Source organism: Caulobacter sp. GW821-FHT10A06, assembly GCF_059415805.1.
This window is the reverse complement of record NZ_JBWKNY010000003.1, coordinates 390,275-411,956: the sequence shown is the minus strand read 5'-3', so window position 1 is coordinate 411,956 and position 21,682 is coordinate 390,275. Positions and strand designations below refer to the sequence as shown.

General features: G+C 69.4%; 15 protein-coding genes. 8 read left to right on the top strand and 7 right to left on the bottom strand.

Translation table 11 applies throughout. The annotated features are described in order from the left end of the window. The 5 genes from AC07NF_RS09670 to AC07NF_RS09650 all read right to left on the bottom strand — a co-directional run bounded on the left by AC07NF_RS09670 (window position 1) and on the right by AC07NF_RS09650 (window position 5,995). A complete protein-coding gene (locus tag AC07NF_RS09670; RefSeq protein WP_494631984.1) occupies window positions 1-1,278 on the bottom strand; it encodes a hypothetical protein in 1,278 nt (425 codons plus the stop codon). After that, window positions 1,271-1,486 (bottom strand): hypothetical protein, encoded by a 216-nt coding sequence (locus tag AC07NF_RS09665; RefSeq protein WP_492814173.1) that lies wholly within the window; start codon window positions 1,484-1,486, stop codon window positions 1,271-1,273. Before AC07NF_RS09665 ends, AC07NF_RS09670 begins: the two co-directional genes overlap by 8 nt. 281 nt (window positions 1,487-1,767) lie before the next feature. Further along, a complete protein-coding gene (locus AC07NF_RS09660; RefSeq protein WP_494631985.1) occupies window positions 1,768-3,519 on the bottom strand; it encodes a tetratricopeptide repeat-containing protein in 1,752 nt (583 codons plus the stop codon). 11 nt (window positions 3,520-3,530) lie between these two features. After that, window positions 3,531-3,938 (bottom strand): hypothetical protein, encoded by a 408-nt coding sequence (locus AC07NF_RS09655; RefSeq protein WP_454713992.1) that lies wholly within the window; start codon window positions 3,936-3,938, stop codon window positions 3,531-3,533. Further along, window positions 3,935-5,995: a toll/interleukin-1 receptor domain-containing protein gene (locus AC07NF_RS09650; RefSeq protein ID WP_494631986.1), complete on the bottom strand. Its 2,061-nt coding sequence runs from the start codon at window positions 5,993-5,995 to the stop codon at window positions 3,935-3,937. The genes AC07NF_RS09655 and AC07NF_RS09650 overlap by 4 nt, the downstream gene beginning before the upstream one ends. 38 nt (window positions 5,996-6,033) lie before the next feature. Here AC07NF_RS09650 and AC07NF_RS09645 point away from each other — a divergent pair, with 38 nt between their 5' ends. Together AC07NF_RS09645 and AC07NF_RS09640 are read left to right on the top strand one after the other, a co-directional pair. Beyond that, window positions 6,034-6,780 carry a Crp/Fnr family transcriptional regulator gene (locus AC07NF_RS09645; RefSeq protein ID WP_494631987.1) on the top strand — a complete coding sequence of 249 codons (747 nt, stop codon included), beginning with the start codon at window positions 6,034-6,036 and terminating at the stop codon, window positions 6,778-6,780. A gap of 1 nt (window position 6,781) precedes the next feature. Further along, window positions 6,782-8,137 carry a tetratricopeptide repeat protein gene (locus AC07NF_RS09640; protein ID WP_494631988.1) on the top strand — a complete coding sequence of 452 codons (1,356 nt, stop codon included), beginning with the start codon at window positions 6,782-6,784 and terminating at the stop codon, window positions 8,135-8,137. Here the strand turns inward: AC07NF_RS09640 and AC07NF_RS09635 are convergent. Beyond that, window positions 8,134-9,123 (bottom strand): P1 family peptidase, encoded by a 990-nt coding sequence (locus tag AC07NF_RS09635; protein ID WP_494631989.1) that lies wholly within the window; start codon window positions 9,121-9,123, stop codon window positions 8,134-8,136. The two genes, AC07NF_RS09640 and AC07NF_RS09635, sit on opposite strands and share 4 nt — an antisense overlap. Before the next feature lie 68 nt (window positions 9,124-9,191). Here AC07NF_RS09635 and AC07NF_RS09630 point away from each other — a divergent pair, with 68 nt between their 5' ends. The 6 genes from AC07NF_RS09630 (at window position 9,192) to AC07NF_RS09605 (ending at window position 18,473) form a co-directional block, all read left to right on the top strand. Beyond that, the gene (locus AC07NF_RS09630) at window positions 9,192-10,595 is read left to right on the top strand and encodes an amidase (protein WP_494631990.1); all 1,404 of its coding nucleotides are present in this window, start codon (window positions 9,192-9,194) and stop codon (window positions 10,593-10,595) included. A gap of 33 nt (window positions 10,596-10,628) precedes the next feature. Next, window positions 10,629-11,765: a hypothetical protein gene (locus AC07NF_RS09625; protein ID WP_494631991.1), complete on the top strand. Its 1,137-nt coding sequence runs from the start codon at window positions 10,629-10,631 to the stop codon at window positions 11,763-11,765. 94 nt (window positions 11,766-11,859) lie between these two features. Further along, window positions 11,860-12,462 (top strand): RNA polymerase sigma factor, encoded by a 603-nt coding sequence (locus AC07NF_RS09620; protein WP_494631992.1) that lies wholly within the window; start codon window positions 11,860-11,862, stop codon window positions 12,460-12,462. Beyond that, entirely contained in the window at window positions 12,431-13,441 is a 1,011-nt protein-coding gene (locus tag AC07NF_RS09615; RefSeq protein ID WP_494631993.1) for a FecR family protein, read from the top strand. The genes AC07NF_RS09620 and AC07NF_RS09615 overlap by 32 nt, the downstream gene beginning before the upstream one ends. A 93-nt stretch (window positions 13,442-13,534) precedes the next feature. Continuing rightward, window positions 13,535-16,777, top strand: a complete 3,243-nt coding sequence (locus tag AC07NF_RS09610) for a TonB-dependent receptor domain-containing protein (protein WP_494631994.1) — start codon at window positions 13,535-13,537, stop codon at window positions 16,775-16,777. A gap of 70 nt (window positions 16,778-16,847) precedes the next feature. Then, complete coding sequence (locus tag AC07NF_RS09605) at window positions 16,848-18,473, top strand: alkaline phosphatase D family protein (protein WP_494631995.1); 1,626 nt, start codon at window positions 16,848-16,850, stop codon at window positions 18,471-18,473. On the opposite strand, the gene AC07NF_RS09600 is transcribed toward AC07NF_RS09605, so the two are convergent. Next, window positions 18,463-21,636: a glycosyl hydrolase gene (locus tag AC07NF_RS09600; RefSeq protein WP_494631996.1), complete on the bottom strand. Its 3,174-nt coding sequence runs from the start codon at window positions 21,634-21,636 to the stop codon at window positions 18,463-18,465. The genes AC07NF_RS09605 and AC07NF_RS09600 overlap by 11 nt on opposite strands. Window positions 21,637-21,682 lie beyond the last annotated feature (46 nt).

Sequence of the window (21,682 nt, the reverse complement as noted above, 5' to 3'; positions counted from 1 at the left end):
CTAGTCCTCTCCTGACAGGTCTGTCGAGGCGTTGCGCGCCTCGCCGGCCACGCGACGCCAGCTCTCCAGCACATCGACCACCGAGCCGCTGGCCACGAACGCCTGATCGCGCTCGGCGCAGGCCTGGACCTGGGCGGCGCCGGCCCGCAGGTCGTCGGCGATGGCGGCCCAGTCGTCGGCCAGGCGGATCAGGCCGCCGACCTCAAGCCCGTGGATCGCGGCCGGGGCGACGACGTCGTGGAAGATCAGTTCCTGGCGCGAGCGCAGCGGCGGCTCGAACGCCCAGCGCTGGGTCGAGCCTCCGCGCTTCAGGCGGGTGACAACCGGCGCGCCGTGCCGCCAGCCGCCATCGCCCGGGCATTCCAGAGCCAGGGTCTGATAGCTGACGTTCTGCAGATAGAGGTCGGGCGAGAGCGAGACCAAGAACCGCATCGCCTCGATCGGCGTGGCCTCGCGGCGCGCCACCCGTGGGCGCGGCCCCCGGTCGGCGAAGGTGAACGGCGGCGGCGTGCGGGTCAGCGGGATCAGCTCTTCGTCCTGGTCGACGATCAGGACGAGGCTGGGGTCGGCGGCGCTGACCAGCGCATAGGCCTCTCCGCTAGGCTCCAGCGTCCAGAACTGACGCTTGTCGAAGATGGCCATGTCGCTGACGCAGGCTTCGAAATGGTCGTCATAGGCCAGGCACAGGCCCGGCACGTGGGGCAGGATGATGCGAACAGGCGGGTTGCGCTCGCGGCCGGCGAACACCGCGCCCAGGCGGGTGGCGGCCTTGGCCAGGGGCGCGACGGACTCGCCCAGTGCGCCGGCCCGACGGGCGCGCTCCTCGGCGGCGCGGGCCAAGGTGTCCAGGATCGCCTGGCAGGCCTTGGCCTCCTCCAACGACGGCGCCCGCGCCTTCATCGGCGCCATCAGGGCGGCCAGGCGGCGATAGAGTTCAGCCGCATCCTTGGCGTAGCTGACGATGTCCTCGGCCAGGGTGCGGGTCTTGCCGCGCCCCTCGCCGTCCCAGGCGTCGGCGGCGACGGCGAAGTCGGTCCAGGCGTTCAGCAGCGACGGGTCGGAAAACCAGGTGACCCGCGCGATGTCCTGGGCGGGGGCGGCGCGACGGCGGCCCTCGGCCGCCATCAGGCACAACAGGCGCCAGGCCTCGGTCTCCAGCGCCGACAGCGACTCGACCGGAGCCGGCGCCGGCCGAGGCAGGACCTCGGCGCCGGCGACCACGCTCCGGACGCGGGCGAAATCGCCCCCGCGATCGGCGAAGAGCCGAAGACTACGCACCGGTGCGTCCGTAGCGGCCGTCCAGGATGCTCGCGGTGGCGTACTGGATCACGCCGTCGATGAAGGCGGGCGCCTCGGCCTCGGTCACGCCCTGCTCGCGGGCCCAGACCTTCAGCACGTGGCGCAGCAGGCGGGCGGCGGCGTCATCGGCCGGCGGCGCGGCGTTGAGGACGGCGTTGGGTGCGTCGAAGGACTTTTCGAGAAGCATGGTCGACTCCTTTGGCGTGGCGGGGGCCGCGGGGTCGCCGCGACCTGGGGAAGGCTCTTTCGAAAAGAAGGGCCCGGCCGGCGGGTGGCCGGACCCTCTAGTCGGTTCACGCGGCCGACGGCGGGGAGGACCCCGTCGCGGTCGACAGCTGGACCATGGGGAGAAATTGCGGTTTCTGATGTGCCGATCTGCACACCGGCCGCAGATCGCATACCGCCGGTCGACAAAACGTCCTGAGCGAGCAATCGATTGCCGCTTCGCCTAGAGGATGTTTCGACCGCCTACGGAGCCCGCGAGAGGCTGAAGATCGGGGTGGCCGGGAAGCCCTTGCGGGTCTGGGTGCGGCCGACATAACCGCAAGCGACGGCGTCGCCGTGAAAAGTGGCCAGCGCCCCGGCCAGGGCCTCGCTGATCCCGGCCGAACCGGGGGCGACGTCGGGCTCGATGCGGGCGGCGACGACCACGTGCGTGCCGATCACCGCCGGGGCGTGGGTCAAGGGATGGCGGCGCAGGTGCACCGGCCCGTAGTGTCCGGCCACCCGCAGGCCGAGACTCCGCGGCAGGCCAAGCGCCTTCAGGTCCAGCGCCTTGTGCCCCTCCAGCAGGGCCAGGGCCGCCAGGGCCGCGTCGATCGGACGATCGAAGACCAGGAACAGGCCGTCGCCCCAGGTCTCGACATGGGTGGGCGGGGCGGCCAGCCACTCGACGGCCTTGGCCATGCGGCCCATCACCGTCTCGATGAAGGGCGGGATCTGGTCGTCGCGCAGCGTGCCAAAGCCCTGGACGTCGGCGAACAGCATCGCCTTCATGGCCCGCTTGGGCGGCTCGTCCGAATTGATCGGCGGCCGGCGGGCCGGCGCCGGGCGCTCGATCGACACCACCGCCCGACGGCGGCCGCTACGGGCCCAATAGGTCAGGTCGTAGGACACCCCGGCCGGGCCGCCGGTCTCATGACCGTCCCAGACGGCCAGCTGGATCGCCTCGGTCGACAGGGTCTGGGCCCGCAACACCGCGCAGCCCATGGCGAACTGGCTGGAATAGGCGAACACCTGCTCGTCGCCCAGATAGGGGTCGCGCGAGGCGTAGCGGATCGAGGTCGCGCGGGCCATGCAGGCGTCGAACCGGACGACCCAGTCGGCGCCAAACGGGGCCACCGAGACCTCGATGAACGAGGCGCGGCTGACCGGCAGCACCACGTGCAGCTCGGCCCCGGCCGCCAGCAGGGCCTCGGCGAAGACGATGTCGGCGCCCGCCGCCAGGCTGCCATAGCCGAAGCCGACCCGCTGGTCCTTGAGCAGCTGGTCGACCTGACGGCGCAGGGCGCAGTCGGACAGCGCCGCGTCCTTGTCAGGTCCCAGGATGTGGCCGGTAAAGTGGGCGCAGACCGGCGGGCGGAACGGGGCCAGCCAAGCTGGATCGACCTGCGTCTCGCGGCACAGCATGTCCAGCTGGCGCAGGGTCGAGGCGTGGGCGGCATAGGCCTGGGGCGCGAAGGTCACGGCGGCGGCCAGGGTCTCGCGCGCGGCGAAGACGTCGCCGGTCAGGAAACGGGCCTCGGCCCGGCTGGCGGCTTCGTAATAGGCGGCCTCGCCGGTCAGGCCGGGCGGGGGGGCGATCTCCAGCGCCGCGGCAGCGCGGGCGCGGGCGCCGTCGGGATCGCTGGCCACCAGGGTCATGGTCGCGGCGTTGATGGCGCCGTACAGGCCGCCGAACCTCTGGAACAGGGCCTCGTAACGCCGGATCGAGGCGCGGGCGAAGGCGGCGCGGCGCGGACCGCGCGCGGCCAGGGCCACGTCCTTCAGAAGCCGCGCCCCCAAGGCGACGGCGTCCGAGTCGTCCGCCCGGTCGAGGCCCAGGCGGACATATTCGGAGCGCGCGAAGTCGATGGCCCCCGACCGCGCCAGGCACAGCACGGCGGCATAGGCGACGTCACGCGAAGTCTCACCCGCCTCGAGGGCGGCGCGAGCGATGTCGTAGGCGGCCAGGATCTCGCCGCGCCGGATCAGCGCGGCGACCTGGTCCTGGTCGAACACCGCTTGCGCGATCAGGGCAGACGACCGAAGCCGTTGTCGATATCGGGATCGAGATCGATCTTCTGGTCATGGCTGTCCAGCATGAACAGGCTGTAGGTGTACTCACCCATGCGCGCGTCTTCGTAGATGACCTTGAAGCGCGCGCGCGGCAGCATATCGCCGCCGTCGATCGAATACGGCACCCAGACGAAGCTGGAGAAGTTGACGCCGTAGTCGCGATCGAACTCGATCGGACGACGCTGGAATTTCCAGCCGGCGTTGATCAGTTGATCGCTGAGCGTGAAGACAAGCTCGCAACGCTCGGTCAGATCCAGGCTCAGCCGCGTGGGCCGCTCCGGATGCAAGAAGTTCATGAAGTTGAAGTTCTTGTCCAAGCCGATAACGAGCTCGACAAGTTTAGCGGGTACTGGTTCCGTCATTTAATAGCCTCCCGACCGGAGATTCCACCTACGGGGGAATCTGCCCAAAAGGCAAGGAAGCCAGGATGAGCGTAGCCGTGTTTTTTCAACTCACGCACGATCTTCTCGGCTTGGTTGCGTTGGCCCGCTGCAAGGTATGCGCGAGCCAGCACATCGCGTCCTGAAGAGGCCAGCGACGGCAGTTTCGGCGACAGGATCGTGATGGTCTCAGACGCCTGGCCGGCCGACAATTTCGCCGCCGCCGCCAGGATCATGCGCTCGGCCTGCAGTTCGCGCGACCCCGGCACGGTGTCCAGGACCGTCAGCAGATCCTGCGCCAGACGGCGCTCGAGCGCCGCGTCGCCCGCCCGGCGCGCCAGCATCACGGCCTGCAGGGCCAGACGCCCTTCCAGGTCCGGTCGCCAGCTCTTGGCGTCGCCGCCGTGCAGCTTGGCCAGATTGGCGCTGGCCGCCGCGTGGCTGGCGCGCGCCTCGACCAGATCGTCCGACCAGCAGGCGATGTCCACGCGATCCAGCAGGGTGACGACCTGGAACTCGCCCCAGCGCGCATTGGTCGGATCCAGGGCCGCCAGTTCACGCACCTTGCGCAAGGCCGTGTCGGACAGGGCGCGGGCCTTCGCGGGCCGCCCCAGGTCCAGTTCCAGCCGGGCCAACGCCATCTGCGTGCCCACCGCCTTGGCCGCCAGCCGCTTGTCGCTGGGATCCTTGGCCGCGGCTTCGTTCACCAGAGCGGTCGCCGCCGCGCGCTCGTCATAGCTCTCGCGCACGCGGCCCAGCCGGCCCAGGGTGTCGGCGATCCAGGCCTGGGTGTTGGCGACGTCGGCGATCCGCGCCTTGTCCTGCGGCGCGCGCGCCAGGGCGGCCCGCTTTTCGGCCAGCGACCGGCGGAAGGCGACCAGCGCCTCGTCCATCCGCTCCTGCTCGAAGAACAGGGTGCCCAGATTGGTCGCGGCATAGGCGACCTCCATCCGCCACTCGGGGCGCTTGGGGTCCAGCTTGACCAGCTTGTCGGCCAGCTCGGCATAACCCCGGAAGCCGCGCTCGGCGCTGGCCAGGTCACCGCTGCGCCAGCCCATATAGCCCAGCCAGTAGACGTTCTGGGCCTCGTCGAAGATGCGGTCGCCGTTGGTCGGGTCGCGTTCGACCAGGATGTGGGTGGTGGCGGCGGCTTGCCGGAAGGCGTCCTCGGCCCCGGCATAGTCGGCGCGCTGCTCGCGGATCGTGCCCAGCAGGGTCTGGGCCTTGGCGCGCTGGGCCAGGGCCTTGTCGTCCAGACGATCGGTGCGGTCCTTGGCATAGTAGGCCAGCACCTTGGCGCTGACCCCGTCCAGCAGGTCCAGACGCCCGACCGGCTCCAGCTGCTGGCGCAGGTCGCCCAGCATGTAGGCCACCAGGGCCTCGGTCTCGTCGCGCTGCTCGCGGGCGATCTGGCGGGACTTGAGGGTGGCGACGGTCATGGCCCCCATGCCGACGGTGACGACGGCGGCCAGGCCGGTGAAGGCGGCCATCACCCGCAGGCGGCGGCGAGCGTCGCGCTGGACCAGCTGGTCCAGGCTGACGTTCAAAAGACGGGCGGCGATCTTCAGTCGGGCCAGGCGTTTACCGTCGGCGTCGCGACGCAGGTCGACGGCCAGCGGCTCGACGTCCTTCGGCAAGGCCGCGCGCAGGGCCGGCGGCATCACCGCGTCCAGCGTGGCCTCGTCCGGCGTCGAAGGGGTGATCACGCACAGCACCGCGCCGGGGCCGCGATCCTTGATGAAATAGGCCAGCTCCTGGTCGACCCAGCGCGAGGTCGCCGCCGTCGGCGAGCACAGCACGATCAGGGCGTCGGAGCGGTCCAGGGCGTCGCGGATGGTCTCGCCCAGATCAGCCGCCGCACTCAGCTCGTCACGGTCGCGAAAAATCGGCTTCAGGCCACCCGCGATGCTAGCGCCATTCTTGGCCGACAACCTGGGCGGCGCGCGATAGCTCTCCAAAGCGCGATGAAGCCATTCCGCAGCTTGGCGGTCATGGTGACTATAGCTGATAAAGGCCTTGTAACGCTGTCGATTTTCCATACGCCGCCCCCCAGCACGACTGTGCAGGACCGTACCCGATGACCGTGATTCCACCACCCTCCCCGCGTGCACAAACGTTTGCGCCGACAGTGTTCCCGCCGGAGGACTATCGCGCCAACAAGCTGTTCCGCCACATGCGCCGCGAGGAGATCGAGGCGCTGGGGCCGCAGGTCGAGCACCTGCGCTACGGCAAGGGCGAGATGATCCTGCAGCGCCGTGACGAGGACGGCGGCATCTATCTGCTGCTGGAGGGCGCGCTGCTGGCCAACCTGTATGCGCGCTCGGGGCGCGAGGTCGGCTATCGCCGCATCCCGCCGGGCGGCTATTTCGGCGAAATCGCCGCCATCGACGGCCTGCCGCGTTCGGTCAATATCGTAGCGCTGGAGGACGTGCGGCTGGTGCGCCTGCCCCAGCGGCTGGTGCTGCGCCTGTTCGACGACTCGCCGCGCTTCATGCGGGCCCTGCTGGAAGACATGGCCAGCTTGACCCGCGCCCTGACCGACCGCCTGTTCGAACTGACCGCCGTGTCGGTGGCCTGCCGGGTCGACATCGAGCTGTTGCGCATGGGCTCGGCCGTGGCCGGCGACGCCAACGAGGTGGTGATCCAGCCCTGCCCCACCCACGCCGAGCTGGCCGTGCTGGTCGGCAGTCAGCGCGAGCCGGTGACGCGAGAGCTGAACCGCCTGGCCAGCCTGAACATCGTCCGCCAGAGCGGCCGAACCTTGAAGATCCTCGACCTGGCGGCCCTGGCCGACGAGGTCGAGCGGATCGGCGGCGAGCTCTAGGGTGTCGGGCGCCGACCTCTTCGGCAATCCGTTGGGGCCGACGTCGGTGACGGCCCTGGCGGCGATCGACGACTTCATCGACGGCTTTCTCGCTTACGAGACCCGCGCAGCCGAGGTGATCGGCGCCGCCGAGGCCCATCCCGGCAACGTACTGTTGAACGCCTATGCCGCCACGCTGTGGCTGCTGCTGGAAGCGCCCGAGGCGGCCGAACGCGCCGCGCCCTATCTGGCCCGCGCTCGGGCGGCGACAAGCATCGCCCATCCGCGCGAACAGGCCTTCGTCGACTTCGTCACCGCCTGGTCAGCCGACGACATCCCCGCCGCTCTGGCCATCGCCGACACGATCCTGGCGACCTGGCCGCGCGACCTTCTGGTGCTGAAGCTTGCGCACTATCACGACTTCAATCGCGGCGACTTCCCGGCCATGTTGCGCGCCGCCAGCGCCATTCTGCCGTATACGGACGATATCACCTACGCCCACGGCATGATCGCCTTCGCCTATGAGCAGTGCCACCTGCTGGACGAGGCCGAAGCCTCCGCGCGCCAGGCGCTGGCCCTCAAGCGCAAGGAGCCGTGGGCCCAGCACGCCCTGGCCCATGTGATGCTGACCCAGGGCCGTATCGCCGAGGGCGTGGCCTTCTTGGAGGGCGCGCGCGACACCTGGACGGGCCTGAACTCGTTCATGGACACGCACCTGTGGTGGCACCTGGCCCTGTTCTATCTGAGCCAGGGCCGGTTCGAGGCGGCGCTGGCCGCCTATGACGACCACTGCTGGGCGCAGGAGAAGGGCTACTCCCAGGACCAGGTTGGGGCGGTGTCGCTGCTGGCGCGGCTGGAACTGGCCGAGGTCGATATCGGGACGCGCTGGAGCGAGCTGGCCGAGCACCTGGCGGTTCGCGCCGATGATGTGGTGCAGCCGTTCTTGACCTTGCAGTACGTCTATGGCCTGGCCCGCGCCGGACGGCCCGAGGCCGATAGCCTGCTGGCCGCCGTGCGCCGAGCGGCGATCGAGGCGCCAGAGCATGTCCGCCAGACCTGGGCCGAGGTTGCTCTCCCTGCCGCCGAGGGCCTGGTCGCCCACACGCGCGGCGACTTCGAGAGCGCCTTGCGGGGCCTGCGCGCCGCCCTTCCGCGTCTGGCCGAAATCGGCGGCAGCCACGCTCAGCGCGATCTCTTCGAGCAACTGATCCTGGACGCCCTGATCCGCGCCGGGCGGCTGTCGGAGGCCCAGCAGGCGCTGGAGCTGCGGCGCGGTTTCGATCCCGACGGCGTGCCGCTGAACCGGGCCTTGGTCGAGGTCTATGACCGCCTGGGTCTGCTAAACGAAGCCGCCAAGGCCCGAGCCCGTCTGACCTAAGTGTTTGCCGCGTGGACGCCGCGCGCGATGGCCCGCGCCAGGCAGTCGCCGGCCGCCGCGCCCAGCCGGGCCAGGATGATCTGCCGCCCCTCCTCGCCCAGCGCGACCGCGCCCGAGGCGGCGGCGAACACCACGTCGCCGTCGAACGGCGTGTGGGCCGGGCGGATGGCGCGCGAGAGACCGTCCTGGGCCATGATCGCCAGCCGCTGGCACTCACCGACGGTCAGGTCGGCATTGACCGCGACCACCGCCAGGGTGGTGTTGGTCCCGGGGTTCAGGCGGCCCAGGCCCGCCAGGCGCGAGCCGTCCGGCAGCGGCTCGACCGCGCCGGCCGGCCCCGACGGCGTGCGACCGCCGAACTCGCCATCGATCTCGAACGGCCAGGCCCAGAAGGTCTGGCCATCGGGCATGTAGACCGAGCCCACCGAGTTCACGGCGACCAAGGCGCCCACGATCAGGCCGTCGCCCAGATCCAGCGAAGCTGAGCCGAGACCACCCTGCACGACGCCGGCCTTGGCGCCGCGCCCCGCTCCGACCGCGCCCAGGGCGAAGGTCGTGTCCAAGGCCTCGAAAGCCTCACGCCCCAAACGCCGATAGGGCGGTTCGTCGCCCCAGGCCTTGTCGCCGTCATTGGCCAGGTCGTAGAGCACCGCCCCGCCGACGATCGGGGTCGGATGGGTTTCGGGTCGCAGCTGGAAGCCCTCGCCGGTTTGCGACAGGGCCGTGGTCACCGCGTCGGCGGCGGCCAGACCGAACACCGAGCCGCCGCTGAGGGTCAGGGCATGCAGCTTGGCGAAGCTGTTCTCGGGCGAGAGAGCCGCCGTCTCCCGGACACCAGGCCCGCCGCCGCGTACATCCACCGCCGCCGCCCAGCCGCCCGGGAAACGCGCCACCGTGACGCCCGTCTTCACCGCCTCATCCGTGGCGTGGCCCACCGTCAGGCCGGGCACGTCGGTGAGCAGGTTCAGCGGGCCAGGTCGAAGCAAGGCGATATCCTTCGCAAGGTACGCCGGCACTCTAGCGAAGCCGGCCGCGCCGGGCCTAGTCTCGATGCATGAGCCAGCTGCCCGACCTGACCGCGACCGAACTCTCCCGGCTCTACCGCGACGGCGAGGTGTCGCCCGTCGAGGTCACCCAGGCCGTGCTGGCGCGGATCGAGGCCTGGGAGCCCGACCTCGCCGCCACCTGGGCGCTGGACGCCCAAGCCGCGATGGAGGCCGCCCGCGCTTCGGCCGCGCGCTGGCGACGCGGCGAGGCCCTAGGACCGCTGGACGGCGTGCCCGTCACCATCAAGGAGCTGATCGCCACGCGCGGCACCCCCAAGCCGATCGGCTCGGCGGCCTCGGCCCTGGTCCCCGAGCCCGTCGACGCCCCGCCCGCCGCCCGGCTGCGCGAGGCCGGGGCGGTGATCCTGGCCAAGACCACCAATCCCGACTTCGGCATGCTGTCGTCGGGCCTGTCGAGCTTCCACCAGCTGTCGCGCAATCCCTGGGACCTGGCCAAGACGCCCGGCGGTTCCAGCGCCGGAGCGGGCTCGGCGGCGGCCGCGGGTTATGGCCCGATCCACCTGGGCACCGACATCGGCGGCTCGATCCGCCTGCCGGCCGGCTGGTGCGGGATCTATGGCCTGAAGCCCAGCAACGGCCGCATCCCGATCGACCCGCCCTATATCGGCCGCTGCGCCGGACCGATGACCCGCACGGTCGAGGACGCGGCGCTGGCCATGACTGTGCTGAGCGCTCCCGACTGGCGGGACTATATGAGCCTGCCACCTGACACCCTGGCCTGGGATGACCTCGACATCGACCTCAAGGGCCTGCGCATCGGCCTGATGCTGGACGCCGGCGTCGGCCTGCCCGTCGAGCCCGAAGTCCTCGAAGCGGTAACCGCCGCCGGCCGCGCCTTCGAGGCCGCTGGCGCCATTGTCAAGCCGTTCGCCCCGTTCCTGACCCGCGAGATGCTGGACGGCCTGGACCTCTTCTGGCGCACCCGATCCCTCAACGATCTCAACGCCCTGCCGCCGGGACAGGCCGACCGCGCCCTGCCCTACATTCTGGAGTGGGCGCGCGCCGCCGAGGGCGCGGACGGCGTCGCGGTCTATCGTGGTTTCAACCAGATCCAGCGCATCCGCGAGTTCGGCGCCAAGGCCTTCCAGCCGTTCGATTTCGTGCTGTCGCCGACCGCCCCGGCCCCGGCCTTCGACGCCCACCTGCCCTCGCCGACCAACGATCCGAGCCGGCCGTTCGAGCACATCGGCTTCACCGTCGCTTTCAACATGACCGAGCAGCCGGCGGCCTCGATCAACGCTGGTTATACGACCGCAGGACTGCCGATCGGCCTGCAGATCGTGGGCCGGCGGTTCGACGATCTGGGCGTCCTGCGCCTGTCCCGCGCCTGGGAGCGCCTGCGTCCCGCGCAACGCCCCTGGCCGGCCGCGCCGTTCCCGGACAGTCGTTAAACCGTCACGTAACGGGGATAGTCGGCGCTCCCCATGACAATGCGCCTCCCGCTCCTCATGGCCTGCGCCCTGCTCGCCGTGGCTCCGCCCGCCGTCTCGGCGACCCTGGCGGACCTGCCGCTGAAGCAGAACGGCGGGACCTGGACGTCCGGCCACGTGCAGGGCGTCGCCGTCGATGTGAAGGGCGGCTACGTCTATTACTCGTTCACCAACCTGCTGGCGAAATACGACCTGAAGGGCAATCTGGTCGGCACCCTGGTCGGCTGGACCGGGCACCTGGGCGACCTCGACTTCAACCCGACCGACGGCAAGGTCTACGGCTCGCTGGAGTACAAGAAGGACAAGGCCTTCTACATCGCGGTGATCGACGTGGCCCGCCTGGACAAGGTGGGCGTCGAGGCCAGCCAGACCGAGCTCTTCCGCACCGTCTACCTGCCTGAAGTGGCCAAGGACTACGCCGCCGACATCAACGGCGACGGGGTGTTCGACGGCGACGTCGGCAAGACCGCCGACCACCGCTACGGGTGCTCCGGCATCGACGGCGTCTCGTTCGGTCCGGCGTTCGGCAAGGCTGACGGCCCGCGCTACCTGACCGTGGCCTACGGGATCTACGGAAACACCGAGCGCGCCGACAATGACCACCAGGTGCTGCTGCAGTACGACGTCGCCGACTGGGCCCAGTACGCCAGCCCGCTGACCGAGGCCGCGCCGCACCACAACGGTCCCGCCGCGCCGACCGCCAAGGTCTTCGTGCGCACTGGCAACACCAGCTACGGCGTCCAGAACCTGGCCTATGACGAGGCCCAGAAGCGCTGGCTGATGGGCGTCTATCTGGGCAAGAAGACCAGCTTCCCGAACTACGGCCTGTTCGCGGTCGAGGCGCGGACCAAGCCCGTGACGGCCGACCTGGTCGGCGTACCCGGAGAGAAAGGCCAACTTCTGACGCTCGCCGACGCCGGCCTGAAGGACCTCGCCACGGGGATCCGCGGCTGGAACCAGAAGGCCGATGTCGGGCTCCAGCCGGTAGGGAACGGCCTGACCTATCTGGCGGTCAACACCAAGGTCGACGGGAAGCAGACCGCCGACCTGACCCTGATGCGCTGGACCGGCGACGCGACCGCGCCCTATGTCCCGGCCACCGCCGAAGACCTGGCCAAGGTTGCACGATAGCCGCCGCTAAATCCTCCGCGTGCGGCCCAACCGGGCTGTCACAAACGGCCGCTAGCCATGCGGCCTCACGCAGTGTCCAGCCAGCGAGTCCGGGATGAGCGGCGCCGACAGGGAAAGAACACGGTGGTTCCTGCGGAACATCCTTCCGCACGAGCCGGCCTTGAAGGGATGGCTGTCGCGCGCCGCGCCGACGGGCGTGGATCCCGACGACATCATCCAGGAGGCCTATACGATCCTGGCCGAGCTGGAGAGCGTCGACGAGATCCGCCATCCGCGCGCCTACCTGTTCCAGGTGGCCCGCTCGGTGATCACCCGCCATGTGCGCCGGGCGCGGATCGTGGCCATCCACGCGGTCGACGACCTGGAGCGCCTGGAGCATCCCGACGAGGCGGCCTCGCCCGAGCGGCGGACCATCGACCGCGACGAGCTGCGGCAGTTGGCCAAGGCGATCTCGGCCATGCCGCTGAAGACCCGCGAGGCCTTCGTGCTGCGAAGGGTCAGGGGCCTGCCCCAGCGCGAGATCGCCGCCCGCATGCGGATTTCGGAAAATACGGTGGAGACTCACATCTCCCGAGGCATTCTGTTTCTGATTGATTGGTTCGGTCGTAGCGGAAACACCCCACCCCAAACCTCTAAGACCGCGGAAGCAGAGAACACCCCGATAAATGGCCGAACGAGACACCAGTCGCGACATTGACCAGGCGGCGTCCGAATGGACGGCGCGGCTGGATCGTGGGCCGCTGTCTCCGGAGCAGGCGGCGGCGCACCAGGCTTGGCTGGACAGCGATCCGCGCGCCAAGGGCGCCCTGCTGCGGGCCAGCGCCCTGGCGATGATGAGCGAGTCGGCCCAGGCCCTGGGCGACGACTTCGACCCCGCGATCTTCGCCGCGCCGCGCCGCCCGCGTTTCTCGCGCCGGCAAGCGCTGGCCTGGACGGGCGCCGCCGCGGCGGCCGCCTCGCTGGCCGCCCTGGGCGTGACCTCGGCCGCCGCCGGGACCGTGATCAGCACCGACCGCGGCGAGATCCGGCTGGCGCCGTTGAAGGACGGCTCGACCGTCCTCCTGAACACCGACACCCGCATCCGCGTCCGCTACGACAAGGACCAGCGGGTCGTCACCCTGCTGAAGGGCGAGGCCTATTTCTCGGTGGCCCGCGACGAGAAGCGGCCCTTCGTGGTCGAGGTCAACGGCCGCCGGCTGCGCACCACCCAGGCCGGCTTCCGCGTGCGCAAGCTGGACGAAGCCCCGGTCGACGTGTTGGTCAATCTGGGCCAGGTCGAGGTCTCGGCCGCGCCGCTGATCGGTTCGGCCAGGATCATCGCCGTGACGTCCAACACCCGCCTGGCCCTCTCCGACCCGGCCCACATCTCGGCCGAGCGCCCACTGGCGATCCCGCCGCAGATCGTCACTCGCGAGCTGGCCTGGCGCGAGGGCAAGCTGGCCTTCGAGGGCCAGACCCTGGGCGAGGCCGCCGCCGAGTTCGCCCGCTACAGCGACACCCACATCCAGGTGCGCGACGCCGAGCTGGCTCGCGAACCGGTCACCGGCCTGTTCGCCGCCAACGACCCGGTGGGCTTCAGCCGGGCCATCGCCCGGGTGTTCGACGCCCGGCTGGAACAGGGCCCGGACACGGTGGTCCTGACCCGCGCGAACGCCGCTCAGGCGGCCGCACAATAAGAAGTTTTTGCAACATATAGCGGAAGGCCCCTGGCCAACGGCTCTCAACCGGCAACGTCGCGACCAACGCGACTATCGGGGTCTCTGAAAGCCATGAAGTCTCGCTATTGCCTCCTCGCCTATGGGGCGTCCGTCGTCGCCATGGCGATCGCCGCGCCGGCCAGCGCCCAGCAGCGCGTGTTCGACATTCCGGCCCAGCCGGCCGTCCGCGCCATCCCCGAGCTGGCTCGCCAGGGCCAGGTGCAGATCGTGGCCCCGGCCCGTCAGCTGGAAGGCATCAACACCCCGGCCGTGAAGGGCGCCATGGACGTGCGCACCGCCCTGCGCCGCCTGATCGCCGGCACGCCGCTGACGATCGACAGCGACGACGGCCAGATCATCACCCTGCGCGCCAACGCTGGCGCGGTCGCGCCGCGCCCCCAGGCCGGCGTCGGTAGCGGGATCGTTCGAGGCCGCGTCCTCAACACCGCCACCGGCGAATATGTCCGCAACGCCGAGATCCGCGTCGAAGGCACGCCGATCGTCAGCTACTCGGAAGACGACGGCGACTTCCGCCTGACCGGCGTGCCGACCGGCGAGGTCAGCGTCCTGGTCAAGTATGCCGGTCTGCAGGAGTCGCGCACGGTCCTGACCGTCACGCCCGGCCAGCCCTCGGTCATCGAGGTCTCGCTGAACCCCGGCAGCCACACCGCCGCCGCCGGCGAGGTCGAGGCCGTGACCATCACCGCCGCCCGCGAAGGCCAGGCCGCCGCCATCATGGAGCGCCGCGCCTCGACCAACGCCAAGAACGTCGTGGCCGCCGACAACTTCGGCGCCCTGACCATGGGCGACGTCGGCGAGTTCATGAAGAACATGCCCGGCATCTCGCTGGACTATACCGAGGTCGACGCCACGGCCGTCCGCATCGGCGGCCTGGACCCGAAATACTCGACCTTCACCACCGACGGCGCGCGAATGGCCACGGCCACCTCGAACAACAACGCCGGCCGCCAGAACTCCTTCGAGCAGATGTCGATCACCGGCATCGACTCGATCGAGCTGAACAACACCCTGCAGGCCAATATGGACGCCGACAGCCCCGGCGGCGCCATCAACCTGCGCAGCAAGTACGCGTTCCAGCGCACCAGCCGCCTGCTGCGCTTCCAGATCGGTGGCGTCGGCACCTCCGACAGCACGTTGTCGCGTCAGTACCTGCCGGACGACAAGAAGCACTCGACGATCTATCCGTCGGCTCAGGTCGGCTATGCGGACGTGTTCCTGGACGGTCGTCTGGGCGTGGCATTCAACGCCAGCTACAACGCCAACTTCGTCCAGCAGGACCGCATCCAGACCGACTGGTCGTACCTCGCCAATGGCCGGATCATTCCGTACCAGGTCATGTACCGCCCGGGTCCGAAGCTGACCCACCGCAAGGCGGCCAATCTCAGCCTGGATTACAAGATCACCGACCAGCTGGCCCTGAGCCTGCGCTCGACCTACTCGTTCTATGACGTCGAGTACTTCAACCAGTACACCTACCTGATCTTCGGCACGACGACGGCGACGCAGGCCACGGCGGACTCGACCGGCACCCACATCGTGGTCAATCCGAACGGGACCAACACCCGCCTGCACACCCAGTACTCGCACCGCTACGCCGGCACCCCGGCCTGGGTGTTCGCGCCCAAGCTGGAATATCGCGGCGACACGTTCGAGGCCCTGCTGCGGGCCAACTATTCCAGCTCGGAATTCAATTTCGAGGACAATGACCGCGGCTTCTTCGTCCGCACCGACAGCTACCTGACCCGCATCGGCTTCACGCTGGACCGCGCGTCGGAAGACAGCAACGCCTGGACCCTGAAGCAGACCGCCGGCCGCTCGTGGAGCGACCCGACCAGCTTCAACCGCGACGACGACATCGGCAACAACATCCGCACGTCGCAGTCGAACGCCAACAACCAGATGTACGGCGTCAATCTGGACCTGAAGAAGAAGCTGGCCTTCGGCAATGTGCAGATGAAGCTGCTGGGCGGCGCGGCGTTCCGCACCAATGCCTGGAAGACGGTCGAGGGCTCGTTCAAGCAGTTCCAGTACGTCGGTCCGACGAACGATCTGACCCAGAAGGCCCCGGAAGCCGTCATCCCCTGGACCAAGAACTACGACTTCAAGATCCACGGCTTCGACGCCGGCAACATCAACGACCAGAACTGGCGCGCCGACAGCAATTACGGCACGTACGACATCTACGCCCAGCACCCCGAGTACTTCGTGCCCGACACGGTGGGCAACCTGAAGCGCCAGCTGGATAACAACCGCAAGATCGGCGAGGAGGTCAGCGCCGCCTATGCCGAGGTGCAGCCGCGCATCGGCAAGGCCTCGTTCGACCTGGGCCTGCGCTACGAAAAGACCAAGACCGAAGCGCGCGTCGCCGACATCCGTCCGGCCAAGGAAGTCACGGCCGCCGGCCTGTCGACCAGCACCGTCGCCGGCCTGATGTACCAATACCGCAACGGGACCTACACGACCCGCGAGGGCGAGTACGACGACTGGTTCTGGAGCGGCGGCGTCAAGTACGACTTCAACAAGAAGCTGGTCGGCCAGCTGGCCTTCAGCCAGTCGATCCTGCGCCCCGACTACGGCAACCTGGGCGGCGTGGTTGCCGTCGACGACAACAACCTGATCGTCACGGTGCCCAACCCGCTGCTCAAGCCCGAGCACTCGACCAAGTACTTCGCCAGCCTGCAGTACTATCTGGAGCCGTCGGGCGTGATTGGCCTCTCGGCCTATCAGCTGGACGTGCAGGACATGCAGGTCACCGGCCTGACCGTGAACCCCGAGGACGTCGGCTACAACCCGGCCGACTATGCGGGCTACACCTTCCGCAGCGCCCAGAACCTGCCGGGCACCAGCCGCAACAAGGGCGTCACGCTGGAATACGACCAGCAGCTGACCTTCCTGCCGGGCGCGCTGCGCGGCCTTGGCCTGCGCGGCTCGATCACCAAGGTCGATCCCGACGGCGAGCGCGTGAACCTGCCCAAGACCTCGGCCAACTGGGGTCTGCGGTATCGCTACGGCAAGTTCGACCTGCAGCTGACCGGCAACTACCAGTCGTCGGCCCGCACCAGCGCGCTGGGCAACACCCCGACCACCGCCAACAACGGCATCCTGTACCGCGCCGCCCGCGAGCTGTGGAACGTCAGCGCCAGCTACAAGATCAACAAGCAGTTCGAGGTCATGCTGGCCGGGCGCAACATCTTCAACGAACCGGACGTCGTCTATTCGAACGTCCGCACCCGGGTGCAACAGTACAGCATCTACGGTTCGATGTGGAACATCGGCCTCAAAGGCACCTTCTAGTTTTCCCCTGAGCAACTTCACCTCCCGCGGCCCTCCGGCCGCGGGAGTTTTCTTTTTACGGAGACCTCGCATGGTTCTGAGGATCGATCGTCGCCGCCTGGTCATGGGCGGCCTGGGGCTCTCGGGCCTGATGCTGCCCGCCGGCCAGGCCCTGGCCCGGCAGATGGCTGCCGCCACCGGCTTCACCCACAATGTCGCCAGCGGCGAGCCCGGCCCGGACTCGATGCTGCTGTGGACGCGCTATGTCCCGATGAGCGACGGCGTCACGCGGCTGGAGGCCGAGGTGGCCCTGGATCCGGACTTCGCCAAGGTGGTCGGCGGCGGCGCCGTGCGCACCGGCGCCTATCGCGATTGGACGGCCAAGATCACCGTCGATGGGCTGAAGCCCGGCACCGTCTACTGGTACCGCTTCATCGCCCCGAACGGTGAGCGCTCGCCCGTCGGCCGCACCAAGACCCTGCCCGAAGGCAAGGTCGACCGCTTCAACCTGGCGGTCTTCTCGTGCTCGAACCTGCCCCAGGGCCTGTTCAACGCCTACGCCCATGCCGCCGCGCGTAAAGACGTGGACCTGTGGCTGCACACCGGCGACTACATCTACGAATACGGCGTGGCCTCGACCCGCGAGGCTGACTGGGCGGTCGGGCGCAAGGAGCAGCTGCTGCCGGTCACCGAGATCCTGGCCATCGCCGACTACCGCCTGCGCTACGCCAGCTACCGCGCCGATCCCGACCTGCAACGCCTGCACCAGCTGGCTCCGATGGTGGCGCTGTGGGACGATCACGAGTCCTCGAACGACAGCTATGAAGCCGGCGCCCAGAACCATCAGCCGGACAAGGAAGGCGACTGGAACATCCGGCGCGCGGCCGCCATGCAGGTCTATCGCGAGTGGATGCCGGTCTCGGACGAGCCGTGGAAATCCTACGCCATCGGGACCTTGGCCACGCTCTACCGCACGGAGTCACGCCTCTTGGCCCGCACCAAGCCGGCCGACATCGGCGCGACCTTCAAGGCCGCCGATCCCGATGCGGCCCTGAAGGCGTTCCGCGACGGCGTCTGGAAGGATCCCTCGGCGACCATGATGGGTTCGACCCAGGAGAGCTGGCTGGCCCATCAGATGAAGGCGACCAAGGGCGCCTGGCAGCTGGTCGGCATGGGCACCATCCTGGGGCGGACGGTCATGCCCAAGGACGCCGTCGACTGGCTGCGCCCCGAGGTGGGCGAGAAGAAGGTCGCCGGCTACAAGAACAACATCCGCGCCGCCCAGCAGGGCCTGCCGATGTGGATGGACCGCTGGGACGGCTACCCCGCCGCCCGCTCGCGCCTCTTGAAATCGGCCCAAGCCGCCGACGCCGATCTGGTCATGCTGTCGGGCGACAGCCACAACGCCTGGGCCTATGGCCTGGTCGAGGACGGCAAGCCCGCCGGCGTCGAGTTTGCCGGCCAAGCGGTGACCTCCAACGGCATGGAAGGCGACATGGGCGCTGATCCCAAGGTCGTGGCGCGCGGCTTCATGGCCGCCAATCCCGAGCTGAAATGGGCCGACACCAGCCAGCGCGGCTACATGATGATCGAGGTCACGCCCCAGCGTGTCAGCGGCGAGTGGCTGTTCCTGCAGACCATCAAGGCCCGCTCCACGGCGCTGTCCGGCTCGCACCGGATGTCGGTCGAGCGCGGACGGCGGGTGTTCACGGCCTGACCTTCAGCGTCACCGGCCCCAGCAGGCCCGACGGCGACAAGGCGTCGTCGGGCTTGAAGGGCTGGATGGGGGCGAAGGTGTAGCGTTTCGCCCCCGGCTGCTGGTCGCCGATCATCCGGTTGGCCCAGAAGTTCACCACCCGGATACTCAGGGTGTTGCGGCCGGGCTTTAGGGCGTCGGTGACGTCCATGGCGTAGGGCGGCTTCCACTGGGTGGGCAGGGCCTTGCCGTTCAGGGTGACGGTGGCGAATTCGCGCACCTCGCCGAGATCCAGCTGGACGCGGCCCTTCAGCCAGGCGCGCGAGATCTCGAGCGTCTTCTCGTAGGTCGCCGCGCCGGAATAGTAGCGGACGTCGGGATCGGGATTGTCGGTCCACGAGGCCAGCTTCGGCAGGGTCACGCTCTCGGGCCCGCCCCAGCCGGGTTCGAACTTCACGGTCCAGGGACCGTCGATGGGCTTCGAGACCCGCGCGGGGCCTGTCAGCTCCGTACGCGCCAGGTCGTTGGTCGGCGTGCGGAAGACTAGGAACACCGCATCGTACGGGGCCAACTCCAGCGGGACTTCGGTACGACCGTCGCGCTGAGCGAAGGCGGTGGGCTCGCCCTGTCCGGTATCGGCGCGCCAGAGCTCGGGGGCCTTGCCGGCGATGCGGAAGGACGGCACGATCTGCAGCGGGTGGTCGCTGGTGTTGGCCAGGAAATAGATCTCGCCGTCGTCCAGCACGCGCCGGGTCCAGACGAGGTCCTGGCCTTGGCCGGTGATCGCCGGTGCGCCTAGGGCAACCTCGACCGGTCCCGATCGAACCGGACCGTTCCACAGCTTGTCGACCAGCGCCTTCCACTCGGCATCCGCCGCCGCGCCGCCCGATAGGGTCGGCGAGCCCTTCGGGCGTTCGCCGATGACCAGGCCGCCGGCCGCGACAAGGGCCTCGATCTTGCGCAGCGCCGGCAGGCTGATCCGCTCGACACGCGCCGGAATGACCAGGGCCGCGTAGCTGGCGCCCGAGGGCAGGACCAAGCGTCCATCCCGGACGCTCATCCGCTGGATCAGGCTCTCGGCGTCCAGATAGTCGAAGTCCCAGCCCGCCGGCAGGTTCGGCTTGCCGCCCTCGACATAGGGCAGCGCGGTCGCGGCGTCCTCGCCCTGGAAGTAGGCGATGTCCGCCCCCGGACGGCCCTGGCGCAGCATCCAGCCGCTGCGGGCCAGGTAATCGGTCCAGGCGCGCATCTCGCCCTCGGCCCAGGTCTCGTTGCGCGACAGGTGCTGGCCGTACTGGCGCAGGGTCATGCCCGGCTTGCGGTCGGTGAACGGCTGGTGGGCCGAGGTGTGCAGGACGAAGTGGTTGATGCCCTCGGCCATATAGCGATCGACGATCCGCTTGTGCTGCCAGGGGCCCGTGCGCCAGGGGTCCTCGCCCATGGTGGTCAGGGCCTCGGCGCCGACCAGCGGCTTGCCATAGACGTGGGCGGCCGAGGCGGCCTCGCGGACATCGGCCAGGTGCGCGGCCGGCGGCGGCTTGCCCTCCGGATAGACCCAGAACTCGCCCATCGGGATGTCGACTCGGCCCTTGGCCTGCAGGCCGTCGGCAATGGTGGGCAGGTCCACGCCCGGCGCCTCGGCGTCGTAGCGCATGCCTTCTTCGTGCAGGATCTTGGTGATCTCGGCGAAGTGGCGCTCGGTCAGCAGGTCGGCGATCGTGCGGCGATAGTCGGCCAGGAAACGATCTGAGGCCTCCGCGCTCTGCACCACACGGCCGGCCAGCACCGGCAGCCAGGGGGTCAGGGCATAACCGCGCCGGGCAGCGAACTCGGCGGCCATGGCCTCGGTCCAGTTCTGCTGCCCGACCTCCCAGCTATCGGTGATGACGAAGCCCAGGCCGTCCTTGCCATAAAGATCGCCCAGCTCGGCTTTCAGCGGTTCCAGCAGACCCTTCATGTGAGCGCGGACGTGGTCGGCGTTCAGCTTGTCGACCTCCAGCCCCAGGCTCTCGGCGGCGGCCGGGGTGTCGCGGCGTCCGGTCAGCGACCAGCCGTAGCGCAGCACGCGCCAGCGGCCGGCGGGCGGGGTCCAGTCCAACGTCCCGTCGGGCTTGAGGCGGCTGGTCAGGTCGAGCACACCGGCCGGCGCGATGGCCGCGTCGGTCGCCGGCGTCGCCGAGGCCCAGTTGTCGGTCAGCACGCCCCAGCCGGCCTTCTCCTGGAAGCGGTCGATGCGGGGGTCGGCATGGATGGCGAACTCGGTCACGGCCGTCGGTTTCGTGTCGGCGGCCAGGCGCAGGCGGAAGACGCGAGCGGTCGTCTTGGCGAAGGCGAAGGTGCGGACCGGCAGGCCCTGGCGAGCCTCGCCCGGCAATATCGTCAAAACACGGAACGATTGCCCATCATCGCTGGCCTCGACCACGCCATTGGGCATGGCGCCATCCACGGCCACCGTCACGGCGCGGGCTTCCACCGGCGCGGCGTAGCGGAGGATCACCCAGCCGTCACCGGCCAGCTTCTCAACCGCCGGGGCGGCATAGGCGCCGTCCGACAGCTTCGCGGCCGCGACCGGTCCAGCGCTGGAGGTCGCTTCCGCCATCGCTGGCGCGGCGTCCTCCCGCCAGGCGACCACGGCGACATCGCGACAGAGCCTAGGCTCGGCGAAGCGGGCGGTGATCGGCAGGTCCTGGAACGGTCCGCTGACGCCGGGCGGCGGGGCCAGGACGACCGGTCCCTTGCCGGAGACGACGGTCTCGCTCCAGACCAGTTTCTTCATGGCCTCTTCGGGCTTGACCCAGGGCCCGCCCGTCTCGCTCCAGCCGCCGCCGGCCTGCATGCCGAACTGCAGGCCCAGGCGCTTGGACTCGGCCGCCGCATAACGAACCGCCGCCTTCCATTCGGGCGAGCCGTAGCCGACACGCTTCTCGACATATTGCGGGATCGGCGGCGAGCCGAAACCGATGTCGAACAGGATCGAGCCGCCGATCCCGGCGCGCTTCATCCATTCCAGGTCGAGATGGATCCCCTCCTGGGTGACGTTGCCGTTGATCCACTGCCAGAAGACCTGCGGTCGCGCCTCGGCCGGCGGGGTCGCGAAGCCGTCGCGCAACGCATCCGCCGCCAGGGCGACGTGGCTGACGCTCAGAGCCAGGATCAGACCCAGCGCGACCGGGCGTTTGTTCACGCCGCTTCTCCTTCAAAGGCTGGCGCTCCGAAGCGGCCGCTCGCAC